This window comes from Pseudomonas sp. PAMC 29040 (assembly GCF_003994535.1).
Classification (GTDB): Bacteria; Pseudomonadota; Gammaproteobacteria; order Pseudomonadales; family Pseudomonadaceae; genus Aquipseudomonas; species Aquipseudomonas paraversuta.
Window position 1 is genome coordinate 313,702 of record NZ_RZAA01000004.1, and the last position, 12,348, is coordinate 326,049.

12 protein-coding genes are annotated in these 12,348 nt (G+C 60.9%); 7 read left to right on the forward strand and 5 right to left on the reverse strand.

Annotated features, from left to right (window positions below; all coding sequences use genetic code 11):
* The 4 genes from WG29040_RS09185 (at position 1) to WG29040_RS09200 (ending at position 3,680) form a co-directional block, all read left to right on the forward strand.
* A complete protein-coding gene (locus tag WG29040_RS09185) occupies positions 1–657 on the forward strand; it encodes an alginate O-acetyltransferase AlgF (RefSeq protein ID WP_037001371.1) in 657 nt (218 codons plus the stop codon).
* 124 nt (positions 658–781) lie between these two features.
* Positions 782–2,233, forward strand: coding sequence for a mannose-1-phosphate guanylyltransferase/mannose-6-phosphate isomerase (locus WG29040_RS09190; protein ID WP_127196044.1), 1,452 nt, complete (start codon positions 782–784; stop codon positions 2,231–2,233).
* 153 nt (positions 2,234–2,386) lie between these two features.
* A complete protein-coding gene (locus WG29040_RS09195) occupies positions 2,387–2,851 on the forward strand; it encodes a hypothetical protein (protein WP_003440059.1) in 465 nt (154 codons plus the stop codon).
* A gap of 10 nt (positions 2,852–2,861) precedes the next feature.
* Positions 2,862–3,680 (forward strand): SDR family oxidoreductase, encoded by an 819-nt coding sequence (locus WG29040_RS09200; RefSeq protein ID WP_127196045.1) that lies wholly within the window; start codon positions 2,862–2,864, stop codon positions 3,678–3,680.
* Between the two features lie 50 nt (positions 3,681–3,730).
* On the opposite strand, the gene WG29040_RS09205 is transcribed toward WG29040_RS09200, so the two are convergent.
* Positions 3,731–4,615 carry a LysR family transcriptional regulator gene (locus tag WG29040_RS09205; RefSeq protein ID WP_003440032.1) on the reverse strand — a complete coding sequence of 295 codons (885 nt, stop codon included), beginning with the start codon at positions 4,613–4,615 and terminating at the stop codon, positions 3,731–3,733.
* 109 nt (positions 4,616–4,724) lie between these two features.
* On the opposite strand from WG29040_RS09205, the gene WG29040_RS09210 reads away from it, so the two are divergent.
* Both WG29040_RS09210 and WG29040_RS09215 read left to right on the forward strand, forming a co-directional pair.
* On the forward strand, positions 4,725–5,948 hold the full coding sequence (locus WG29040_RS09210; protein WP_127196046.1) for an MFS transporter: 1,224 nt from the start codon (positions 4,725–4,727) through the stop codon (positions 5,946–5,948).
* Between the two features lie 14 nt (positions 5,949–5,962).
* Positions 5,963–6,358, forward strand: a complete 396-nt coding sequence (locus WG29040_RS09215) for a DUF4440 domain-containing protein (RefSeq protein WP_010656015.1) — start codon at positions 5,963–5,965, stop codon at positions 6,356–6,358.
* 52 nt (positions 6,359–6,410) lie between these two features.
* Here WG29040_RS09215 and WG29040_RS09220 read toward each other — a convergent pair whose 3' ends face one another.
* The 4 genes from WG29040_RS09220 to WG29040_RS09235 are packed head-to-tail and all read right to left on the reverse strand — an operon-like array spanning position 6,411 to position 11,199.
* The gene (locus tag WG29040_RS09220; protein ID WP_003440026.1) at positions 6,411–7,277 is read right to left on the reverse strand and encodes an HlyD family secretion protein; all 867 of its coding nucleotides are present in this window, start codon (positions 7,275–7,277) and stop codon (positions 6,411–6,413) included.
* Between the two features lie 10 nt (positions 7,278–7,287).
* Positions 7,288–7,488, reverse strand: coding sequence for a DUF1656 domain-containing protein (locus tag WG29040_RS09225; protein ID WP_003440024.1), 201 nt, complete (start codon positions 7,486–7,488; stop codon positions 7,288–7,290).
* Positions 7,478–9,664: an FUSC family protein gene (locus tag WG29040_RS09230; RefSeq protein ID WP_003440023.1), complete on the reverse strand. Its 2,187-nt coding sequence runs from the start codon at positions 9,662–9,664 to the stop codon at positions 7,478–7,480. The genes WG29040_RS09225 and WG29040_RS09230 overlap by 11 nt, the downstream gene beginning before the upstream one ends.
* 23 nt (positions 9,665–9,687) lie before the next feature.
* Complete coding sequence (locus WG29040_RS09235; protein WP_127196047.1) at positions 9,688–11,199, reverse strand: efflux transporter outer membrane subunit; 1,512 nt, start codon at positions 11,197–11,199, stop codon at positions 9,688–9,690.
* Positions 11,200–11,412: 213 nt separating this feature from the next.
* On the opposite strand from WG29040_RS09235, the gene WG29040_RS09240 reads away from it, so the two are divergent.
* A complete protein-coding gene (locus WG29040_RS09240; RefSeq protein ID WP_003440018.1) occupies positions 11,413–12,345 on the forward strand; it encodes a LysR family transcriptional regulator in 933 nt (310 codons plus the stop codon).
* The last annotated feature ends 3 nt before the right edge of the window (positions 12,346–12,348 follow it).

Genomic DNA, 12,348 nt, shown 5'->3' on the forward strand with positions numbered 1-12,348 from the left:
ATGCCGTTTACACCTGCTCCACGTCGTCTCGCCAAATCCCTCGCGCTGGTTGCGGGCATGAGCCTGCTCTCAATGCAAGCCTTGGCCGGCGGTGATGCCGCCCTCTACGGCCCGGTTGCGCCGAAGGGCTCGAGCTTTGTGCGTATTTTCAACGCCAGCCCCCAGCAAGTCAGTGCCACCGTGGGCAACACCGCCCTCGACGACGTGCCCGCCCAGGGCAGCAGCGAGTTCAGCTTTATGCCCCAGGGTGATTACAGCGCCAAAGTCGGCAGTCAGAACCTGTCGGTGCAACTGGCCGCCGATCACTATTACACCCTGGTCAACAGCGCCAGCGGCCAGCCGCAATTGATTGAAGAACCACCGTTCAAGAACAAACAGAAGTCCCTGGTGCGGGTGCAGAACCTCACCGATAAAACCCTGACCCTGAAAACCGCAGACGGCAAGACCGAGGTGGTCAAGGCCGTGGCCGCCAAGGGCCGGGGCGAGCGCGAGATCAACCCGGTCAAGGTCAGCTTTGCGCTGTTCGATGGCGAGCAAAAAATCACCGATCTCAAGCCTGTAGCCCTGGAACGCGGTGAAGCCGCCGTGCTGTACGTCATCGGCAGCGGCGCCAGCGTCTCGCCGACTTGGGTAAAGCGCCCGGTTTCGACCCGCTAAAAGCCTGCCCTTGTCTGTAGGAGTGAGCTTGTTCGCGATCTTTTGATGTTGTTTCAACAATCAAAAAATCGCGAGGCAAGCTCGCTCCTACGGGGAAAACCTTTTTCAGATTTGGAGAGACAACATGATTCCGGTAATTCTTTCTGGTGGTAGTGGTTCGCGTCTGTGGCCTTTGTCGCGCAAGCAGTTTCCCAAGCAGTTTCTGGCCCTGACCGGCGAGCAGACCCTGTTCCAGCAAACCCTCGAACGCCTGGTATTCGAAGGCATGCAGGCGCCGATCGTGGTGTGCAACAAAGACCACCGTTTTATCCTCAATGAGCAATTGGCCAACCGCAGGCTCGAGACCCAGCGCATCCTCATGGAACCTTTCGGGCGCAACACCGCGCCCGCCGTGGCGTTGACGGCGATGATGCTGATCAATGAAGGCCGCGACGAGCTGATGCTGGTGCTGCCCGCCGACCACGTACTGGAAGACCAGAAAGCCCTGCAACGGGCGCTGGCCCTGGCCACCGTGGCCGCCGAGCGCGGCGAAATGGTGTTGTTCGGCGTGCCGGCCCTCAAGCCTGAAACCGGCTACGGCTATATCAAGTCCGCAGCCGACGGCTTACTGCCCGAAGGCGTCAGCCGGGTCGCATCCTTCGTCGAAAAACCTGATGCCAAACGCGCTGCCGAGTTTGTCAAAAGCGGCGGCTATTTCTGGAACAGCGGCATGTTTCTGTTCCGCGCCAGCCGCTTTCTCGAAGAGCTCAAACAGCATGAGCCGGATATCTATGACACCTGTGTGCTGACCCTGGAGCGCAGCCAGCAGGATGTCGACACCATCGACATCGACGACGCCACCTTCGCCTGCTGCCCGGACAACTCCATCGACTATGCCGTGATGGAAAAAACCCTGCGCGCCTGTGTTGTCCCGCTGACCGCAGGCTGGAGTGACGTGGGCTGCTGGTCATCGCTGTGGGACGTCAATGAAAAAGACGTCAACGGCAACGTCTGCAAGGGCGATGTGGTCATTCAGGACAGTACCAACTGCATGATCCACGGCAACGGCAAACTGGTATCGGTGATCGGTCTGGACAGCATTGTGGTGGTGGAAACCAAGGACGCAATGATGATCGCCCACAAGGACAAGGTTCAGGGGGTCAAACAGATGGTCAACACCCTGAACAAACAAGGCCGCAGCGAAACCCAGAACCATTGCGAGGTCTATCGTCCGTGGGGTTCCTATGACTCGGTGGACATGGGCGGGCGGTTCCAGGTCAAACATATTTCGGTCAAGCCCGGCGCCTGCCTGTCGCTGCAAATGCACCACCACCGCGCCGAGCACTGGATCGTGGTTTCGGGCACGGCAGAGGTGACCTGCGACGAGAACGTGTTCCTGCTCACCGAAAACCAGTCGACCTATATCCCGATTGCCTCGGTCCACCGCCTGCGCAACCCGGGGAAAATCGCCCTGGAAATCATCGAAGTGCAGTCCGGCAGCTATCTGGGCGAAGACGACATCGAGCGCTTTGAAGATGTATACGGACGCTCGACGCCAGTGGGCCGTGGCGTGTCGATCAAGACCATCACCCAGTAGTCGCTGCCGCAGACCCTTGCTTTCGGCTCTGCGGCGAACAAAAGACCTCGCAGCCTGCGGCAGCGATTACAAGTGCCGCAGAGCGGCATCGTGCTTGATGCCGCGCGCTTCACCCCTCATGCTGACAGCTCATCTTCAGTCAAGGCGAGCGTCATGCTTATCGGCGTTTTACTGATCTTCACCTGGCTCATCCTGCTGCTGCGCTATCCGTCCAAGGCCTTGCCGGTGTCGCTGGCGGCAGTGATCGGCCTGGGTCTGGTGGCAGCCTCAGTGGCGTGGCTGGACAACCGCGAAGCCCGGCAACTGGCACGGCTTGAGCTGCGCATTACTTATGCCCCCGGCGAATGCCCGGCTGACCGCCCCCTCTCTGTTACCCTGCGCAATGGCAATGACGTACCGCTGATCGAGCTGAGCTGGCGTATCGCGGCCTATGCTCCGGGCGATACCGTCAACCTCGCCGACAACCTCTACACTGCCCCGCGCTATCGCGGACCCGGCGAGCTGCAAGGCGCTGCGAGCTGGCATGACTGTTTGCCCATGCCGACCTTGCGCGCCGGCTATCGCCCGCAGACCCTGGAATTTCGCGCAGAGCGCCTGCAAGGCAGCTTTTCCAACTAAGGATTTTTTGATGCCCCGTGTCTTGATCACCGGTTGTTCCAGTGGCATTGGCCGCGCGCTGGCCGATGTCTTCCACAAGGCCGGCCATGAGGTCTGGGCCTGTGCCCGCAAACCGCAAGATGTGGCCCGACTGGCCACGGCCGGGTTTAACGCGGTGCAACTGGATGTGAATGATCCGCCAGCGCTGGCGCTCCTGGCCGAACGTCTGGCCGATGGCGGTCTGGACATGCTGATCAACAACGCCGGTTATGGCGCCATGGGTCCGGTGCTCGATGCCGGCGTCGAGGGCATGCAGCGCCAGTTTGAAACCAATGTTTTTTCCGTGGTCGGCGTCACCCGTGCCCTGTTTCCGGCATTGCGCCGCAACAACGGACTGGTGGTGAACATAGGCAGCGTTTCCGGGGTGCTGGTCACTCCGTTTGCCGGAGCCTACTGCGCCTCGAAAGCCGCCGTGCACGCCCTGAGCGATGCCCTGCGCATGGAACTGGCACCCTTTGGCATTCGCGTGCTGGAAGTACAGCCCGGCGCCATCGATACCTCGTTCGCCAGCAATGCCTGCGCCGAGGCTGAAGTGCTGATTGCCCAGGATTCGCCCTGGTGGCCGATGCGTGAAGGTATCCGCGCTCGCGCCAGGGCTTCACAAGACAAGCCGACGCCGGTGGCAGCGCTTGCCGAAGCGGTGTTCAACGCCACGCAAAAAACCAGGCCGCCGGCGCTATTGCGTTGCGGCAATGGCAGCCGTGCCCTGCCGCTGCTGGCCGCGTTGCTGCCGGGCTGCCTGCTGCAAAAAATCCTCATGAAGCGGTTCGGGTTAAATACCGGGAACTGAAGAACTGTCACCTGTAGGAGCGAGCTTTAGAGGCTCGCGCCTGCCGTTTTTTAGCTCTGGTGTTTCATGAAATCGATAAACACCCGCACTTTGAGCGGCAGATGGCGGGTATCGGGGTACAGGGCGTACACCCCCTGGCGGGTCAGTTGCCATTCAGGCAGCAGGTGAATCAGGCGGCCGGTGCGCAAGTCGTCTTCGATCAGCCAGTCGGGCAGGATCGCCACGCCCTGCCCGGTCAGGGCAAAGGCACGTAACACCGAGGAATTGTCGGCCTTGATCCGCGCCCTGGCGGGGTTGGGTTGATAGGCCTGAGTCGCTGCATGGCCGACATGGCTGATACTCAACTCCCCGACCCGCCCGTGCTCCAGCCACGGGGTCTGCTCAAGGGCATGCACGGAGTCGATGGGCGCCACGCTGGCGACAAATGCCGGTGAGGCCACGGGCAGAATAGCGAAAGTACTCAATTGCACGGCCCGATGGCTGGAGTCCACCACCCGGCCGAGCCGCAGGGCCACGTCAAAACGCTCGGAGATCAAGTCTGCGTGGGTCGATGAAGTGGACAACTGCACCTTGAGATCGCGGTGCAGGTCGCGAAACAGCTCCAGCGCCGGCACCACCTTGGCCAGTGCATATTCCACAGTGGTGGTAATGCGTAATGTGCCCTTGAGCTCGGTGTGTTCGCTGCGGGCTTCGTCTATCGCCAGTTGCGCGGCTTCCAGCATGCTCAGGCAGTGCAGATAAAAACGCTCGCCGGCCTCGGTCAGCGCCAGCCGCCGGGTGTTGCGCGTCAGCAGAGTCACCCCCAGCTCGGCCTCCAGCCGCTTGATATTAAAGCTCACCACCGCGCGGGTCTGGCCCAGCAAATCGGCGGCGGCGGTCAGGGAACCGGCTTCGACCACAGCTTTGAAGGTGTCGAATCGATCGAGACTGACCATGCTGAATACCGCCCATTGTCAAAATAATTTTGACAATCTAGCAGCCCGGACGCCGTTCCTCCAATCGCAAAAGCAGCCTACTGTGCCCGGCGCAATCAAGGAGCCGGTCATGGCCTATCGCAACAAAATCGCCCTGGTGTATTTACTGGGCTACGCACTGGATCTGCTGAACATGTTCGCCGCCGCCATTGCCTACCCCGACATCAGCCAGCAACTGCAGGCTTCGGTCAGCCAGCTGGGCTGGGTCGGCAATGCCTACATGCTCGGCCTGACCCTGGTCATCATCCCCGGCGTGTGGCTGGCGGCAGTGTTTGGCGAAAAGCGCCTGATCATGGCCTCGCTCTTGCTGTTCAGCCTGGCGTCATGGGGCGTGGCGCAGGCAGGCTCGATTGAGGCGCTGATTGGCTGGCGCCTGCTGCAGGGGCTGGGCGGCGGGTTATTGATTCCGGTCGGCCAGGCCATGGTCTATCGGCATTTCCCCGTACGCGAACGGGCTCGCCTGACCTCGGTGATTTTGCTGGTGGCGTTGTTGGTGCCCGCGCTGTCGCCGACCCTGGGTGGGCGGATCGTGGAGGCATGGTCATGGCGCTGGGTGTTTTATGCCAACTTGCCGCTGGCGTTACTGGCGCTGTTGCTGGCCGGCTGCTGGCTCAAATCAGAGTCGCCCCCGACCCCACGCCCGACGCTGAATTACCACAGCCTGGCAACCGGAGCCCGGAGCATGGGGGGCTTGCTGAAAAGCCCGTTGTTGCGGGTGGCGATGCTCACTTATCTGTTCATCCCCGGGATTTTTATCGGCACCCAGTTGGTGAGTATTTTGTATTTTCACCAATCGGGTTTAAGCCCCGCGCAGACCGGGGCCCTGATGCTGCCGTGGGCACTGGCCTCGGCCCTGGGCATTAGCCTGAGCCGCTATCAATTCAATCACCTCGGGCCAAAACCCCTGCTCCTGCTAGGCATGACGGCCCAGGCAGCGGGTATTGCGCTGTTGATCCAGGTGGATGCATCAAGCACATGGCAGACGATGGCGCTGTACGGACTCATGGGCTTTGGCGGCAGCCTGTGCAGCAGTACCGCGCAAAACACCGCGTTTATTGATGTCAGTGCCCAGCGCATGGGCCATGCCAGCGCGCTGTGGAATATCAACCGGCAGTTGAGTTTTCTGCTCGGCCCGGCGTTGATGATGGGCCTGTTCGCGGCTTTGACCGCGCTCACCTCGACGCCCCGCGCCTTTGCCCTATGCTTTGCCATCGGCGCCGCGTTGACCCTGTTGCCGCTGTTTGCAGTGTTACGCCTCAATACCCCACGCGTGCTGGCGTTGCTGGCACCCTGACCGAAGAGAAATTGATGACTGACTATTCGCGCTACTTCGACCTTGTAACCGAAACCCACGTCGAGATTGAAGGCTGGTTTTCCGGACTTGAGCCTGGGGTGCTGCCCACCTTGCTCGGGCGTTTTTCAGAGCAGTTTTCGATGATCACGCCCAGCGGCAAAGAGCTGGATGCGAACGCTGTAGAGGCGCTGTTTGAACAGCTGCGCGGTGCCCGTCCGGGGCTGAAGATCACCCTGAGTGACTTCAAGGGCATCGCCCTGTATGGGGACGGCGCGGTGGTCAGCTACCGCGAGTTGCAAGAGGAACACAACGGCAACCGTACCGATCGACGCGCCACCGTGGTGTTTGAAAAGGACGCCAGTGCCAAGGTGCTGTGGCGCCATTTGCATGAGACCTTCAGCGCGGATTGATACCCCGGGCAGGCCCTGTGGGAGCTGGCAAGCCAGCTCCCACAAAAAAACATTATTGCGCTGCTGCATCCTGCTGCACGATCACCGTGCAGGTGGTGCCCGCTGCCAGCAGGAAGCCGTCGGGGATTTCGTCGATGTGGATCCGCACCGGTACCCGCTGCGCCAGGCGCACCCAGTTGAATGTAGGGTTAACGTCGGCCACCAGCTCCCGGCTCTCGGGGTTGTCGCGGTCGTAGATGCCCCGGGAAATGCTTTCAACATGGCCCTTCAATACTTCGCCGCTCATCATCTGCAGGTCGGCTTTGTCGCCCACGCGAATGTGCGGCAGTTTGGTTTCTTCGAAGAAGCCATAAACCCAGAACGAGTCCATGTCGATCACCGCCATTTTCGGATCGCCGACCCGCGCATAGTCACCGCGATGCACATTGAGGTTGGTCACGTAACCGTCCACCGTAGCCAGTACCTTGGTCCGCTTGAGGTCCAGTTGCGCCGCGTCCAGCTGGGCCAGGGCGTGCTGGTAATCGGCCAGGGCCGAGTCGGCGATGTTGCTGGCGTCGTCGCGGTTCTCGCGGGAGATCACCATGCTGTCCATGTCTGCCCGGCGATGGGCATTGACCTTGCGCATCTCCCAGGTGGCCTTGCGGGACGCCACCAGCGATTGCGCCTGCTTGACCATGATCTGGTAGTGCTCGGGGTCGATTTCCAGCAGAACGTCGCCCTTTTTCACCAACTGGTTGTCCTTGACCGGTACCCCGACCACGTAGCCGTTAACGTCGGCAGCAACGTTGATAATGTCGGCCCGCACCCGACCATCACGGGTCCAGGGGGTATTCATGTAATGCTCCCAGAGGGTGCGGCCGATCCATATGGCAAGGGCCAGAACCAGCAAGGTGGCAAGCAGGCTGAAAAACTTTTTCATCGGATCGGTCTCAACGGTAAACAGTGAGCGCCATGGCGCCAAAAAGACAAGCAAACAGGCTCAGGCGCAGCAGCGCCGGGTGCCAGAAGAAGCGGTACAGGTCGTAACCGGAAATCAGTCGGTCAAAGCCCCATGCCAACCCCGCCGCGATAAAAAACATCAGGGTCATACTGGGCATGTAGACGCCGTGGAAGGCGATTTCACGAGGCATGTTCAGTTCCTTGCGGCCGGGCGTAGGCCGCCAGCGGCGATTGCGGATCAAGCAGAGAGGTACGGATAAAATGCAGGTAGCTCTGCACCCGGACCAGCGCCGAGGTATCAAAGTTACGGGCGAACGGTTCATCGGTGGCCTGAACCCGGCCGATGGCGTGATCAACCGCAATCAGTGCACGTTCAAGGTTGCTGTTACTGGGCGCGATGAACAGACGCACCAGCGCCCGGCCCATCACCCGGATGGCCTGCCGCCATGGCTGAGACTCGGCGTAGGCCGGATGCACAGGCAGAATTGCCTGCTCCTTGCGCAACTCGATGATCGCGTGGCCGACTTCCAGCACCACAAACATCCAGCGCAACAATTGGCGCTGCACCTTGGGCTGACCGGCAGCCAGACCATAGGCCTGGTGCATCAGGTCGCGGGTACGGCTTTCCAGGCTGGAACCCAGACCGCGCAACTTGCCGCTGATGGCGTACACCACCTGCTCGCGCAGGTCCTGCTCCAGACGGCTCCATAACCAGCGGCTGTTGGGCGGCAGAATGATCGCCCCCGCTGCCGCGCAGACCAGCATGCCCAGCACCATCGCGATGTAGTCATTGATGAACTGGTACGGGTTGTAGATCGTCAGGTTGTCCGGAACCGAGCCGGTACTGAAAAAGATCAGCAAGCCCAGGCCAACCCCGGCGTATTTGGCCCGCGAGGTGAGGAACGAGCCAAATATGATCACCGGCGCCAGTACCAGGCACAACAGCGGGAAACCGTCGATGCGGGGCAGCACGAAGAACATTTCGACAAAGCCCACCAACGCACCGATAAAGGTGCCGCAGGCCATCTGGAACGCCATGCGTTTGGGGTTGGGGGTGGCTGCGGACAACCCCACGGTAGCAGCGGCAATCAGGGTCATGGTGGCGCCGCTGGGCCAGGCCGTCATCACCCAGTAGGTGCCGAGCACCACCAGAATGAACGCTGCCCGAATCCCCGAGGCGGCCGCCGACCACCAGTTGGTTTGCGAGATGAAGGGTTGGTCCCAACGCTCCCGCTCGTGGGTGTGATCAACCAGCGAGGCGTGGGTCTGTGCGTAGTTGTGCAGGTCGTCAACAAAGCGGAACAACAGTTCATAGGCCGTGTTGAAGTCCAGGAAATCCGAAGGGCCCGGATCGGTTTCAAGGAAGCTCACCCGCAGTGCACGCACATGCCCCGGCAGGCCGGCCTTGAATGTCTCCAGCTGCTCGGCCAGCAGCACCGCGTCCTTGTCCGTCAACGAGCGCCCGGCGTAGGTCTCGAGCAACTGCGCGAGCAATTCCAGTTCCGGCTCGATGGCCGATACCACTTGCACCACACCGCGGCTACGAAGACGCGCAAGCAATTGGTGCAGAGCATTGAAGCGGGTGGTGATGGCCATGAACTCACTGTTCAAACGACTCAAACGGCCACTGCGACGACGCATGTGCGGGTCTTCAAACACCGTTACGCTGCGCATGCCTTCCAGGCCAACACTCTCGGCGATAAAACGCACGTTGCTGGCTTCATACTCCTCTTGCGAGGACTGCCCCCGCAGGCCTTCAGCCACAAAACCGGCGAAGACCCCAAAGCGTTTGTACAGCGCGTCATGCATGGCCGCGCCTGCGGTCTTGGGCAAGATCGCAGCACTGACCACCGTAGAACAGAGGATGCCCAGGGAGATTTCCAGCACTCGCCAGACCGCGGCCATAAAGGCGCCATCGGGATGGGCCAGTGCGGGCAGGCCGACCATCGCTGCGGTGTAACCGGCCAGGACAAAACCATAGGCCCGGAAGTTACGGCAACGGGCCGCACCGGCCGAGCAGATGCCGACCCAGATCGCCAGCGAGCCAAGGAACAACACGGTGTTCTGAGCGAACAAAGCGATCAGCGCGACCATCACCGCCGAGCCGGTCAGGGTGCCCAAAAACCGGTAAAAACTTTTGGCGAACACCTGGCCACTTTGCGGTTGCATCACGATAAATACGGTGATCATCGCGGTGCGTGGCTGTGGCAGCTCAAGGCGCATGGCCAGCCACAGGGTCAAAAAGGCCGCGACCAATACTTTGAAAATGTGCACCCAGGTCACGCCATCGCTGCGCGCCCAGTCATAGAAGCCACGGCGCCATTCCAGGGAATACAGCCAGCGTACCGGGGCGGGCAAGTGGTTCATTTACAGGCTCTCGGGGTTGAGCATCAATGTACAAACGGCGCCATGACAGCTGGCGGTTTGTCGGGCACGTAACGATCTTGTTTCGGCACATCGCTGCCGGCACCAAGGCCGCCACCCAGCGCTGTCACCAACTCGGCATGGGCAACCAGGCGTGCGGCCTGGACCTGCTGCTGCACTTGCTGCTGACGGAACAGCAGGGTTTGCGCGTTGAGAACGTTGAGGTAGTCGGTGAGGCCGCGCTGATAGGCAAGCATGGCGATGTCATAGGTTTTCTGTGCTGCCGCAACCGACTCGGCGGCGAACACCTGCTGCTTGTCCATGGACTCGCGCTTGATCAACTGATCGGAAATGCCCTTGAGCGCAGTGACCAGGGTCTGGTTGTACTTGGCTGTGGCCATGTCATAACCGCTGGCAGCCACACCCAGTTGCGAGCGCAGGCGGCCGCCATCCAAGATCGGCAGCGAAATCGCCGGGCCGACGTTGTAGTTGAGTTTTTTCGCGCTCAGAAACTCCAGGGCGCCGCCACCGGTGGCCATGAAGCCAAGACTGGCCACCAGGTCGACGTTGGGATAGAAGTCGGCATGGGCCACGTCAATGCCACGGGCCTGGGCCGCCACTTCCCAGCGGCTGGCCACCACGTCCGGACGCTGGCCCAGCAGTTCGGCCGGCAGCCTGGAAGGCAGTTTGAGTGCGGTATTGAGTGCCAGCACCGGCCGCTTGAGACGAGCACCCTCCCCCGGGCCTTTGCCCGCCAGGGCGGCCAGCTGGTTGCGGGTGAGGGCGATTTCTTCTTCCCGGGCGTCGATCTGGCGATGGATTTCGGGCAGCGGGGCTTGCGCCTGGCTGACTTCGAAATGCGTGCCGATGCCGCCGTCCAGACGCTTTTGCGCCAGATCGAGGATCTGCTCTTGCTGATGCAGGGTCGACTCGATGATGTCGAGCTGGGCAAAGTGCAGGGACAACTGGATATAGGCGCGAATCACGTTGTTCTGCAATTCAAGTTGCGCCTGGCGCGCTTCGGCGACGCTCATGTGCGCCATGTCCACGGCCTGTTCGGTGGTGTTGCTGTCGCGGCCCCACAGGTCGAGGGAAAAACTGAAGCCCAATGCCGCGTTGTTGTCCCAGGTGGTGGAATTGTCCAGCTCACCGGGGCCATAGAATTGGTCAGACGGCCAGTTGTGGCGTTTGAGCGTCGAGTCGCCATTGATCTGCAGCGACTGCGCCGACTCGGCGATCCCGGCCATGGCCCGGGCCTGACGCACACGGGCGGCAGCCATGGCCATGGTTGGACTACCCTGCACTGCAAGGCTGATCCAGGCATCCAGTTGCGGGTCGCCATAAGCGTGCCACCATTGAGCCTTGGGCCAGTTGGCGTCTTGCGCGGCGTTTTCAATGGCCTCGTCGGTGACCAGAGTATTAGCGGCGAGCATCGTGTCTTTTGGACCGATACCACCGAAGCTGATGCAGCCGTTTAATGCCAACGATAAAGCCAGAACACTGAGGGCTTTAAGCTCTCTGCTGATGCGACGTTGCACTGCTGCAAATACCTGAGGGAGAAAGGAGGGATAAAACTGAAGAACACAATTCTAGGCTCTGGCAGGTGCAGCGATAAGCTGGCATTAATGTGAATCTTTATTACCATTCTTGGGATAATCCGTTGGTCTTATGCAAACCGGCCAGTAAACGCTGAAACTTCGTGTCACAATTTGTCGCTGCTTGTTGTCGTTGCCCCTACTTGAGAGCACTCCATGGACACTTTGCAAAACATGCGCGCCTTCAGTTGCGTAGCCGAAGCCGGAAGTTTCACCGCCGCGGCTGCCATGCTGGATACCACCACGGCCAACGTCTCGCGCGCGGTCTCCAACCTTGAGGCCCACCTGCAAACCCGCCTGCTCAACCGCACCACCCGACGCATCGCCCTGACCGAAGCCGGCAAACGTTATTTGTTGCGCTGCGAGCAGATCCTGGCCTATGTCGAAGAAGCCGAAGCCGAGGCCAGTGACGCCCACTCGCGCCCGGCCGGCCAGCTCAAGGTGCACACCATGACCGGCATCGGTCAGCACTATGTGATCGACGCCATCGCCCGCTATCGCAAGACCCATCCTGATGTGACCTTCGACCTGACCCTGGCCAACCGCGTGCCGGACTTGCTCAACGAGGGCTACGACGTGTCCATCGTGCTCGCCAGCGAGCTGCCGGATTCCGGGTTTGTTTCGCAACGTCTGGGCATCACCTACAGCATCGTCTGCGCCTCCCCCGGCTACGTGAAAACCAATGGCACCGCGGACAAGCCCGGCGACCTGCTCAACCACGCCTGCCTGCGCCTGGTAAGCCCGGTGATCGCGCTGGATAAATGGGTATTCGAAGGGCCGGAAGGTCAGGAGATGGTCTTGATCAACTCCTCGCCGTTTCTGGTCAACTCGGCCGATGCGATGAAAACCGCCATTACCAGCGGCATGGGCGTCGGCATTTTGCCGGTGTATGCGGCCATCGAAGGTCTGCGCAACGGCACCCTGGTGCGCATGCTGCCCAAGTACCGTTCCCAGGAGCTGAACCTGTACGCCATCTACCCCTCGCGCCAGTACCTGGATGCGAAGATCAAAACCTGGGTGGAGTACATGCGCGGGTCGTTGCCGGAGATTCTGGCAGCCCATCAGACTGAGCTGGCGACCTATAGCTGACAG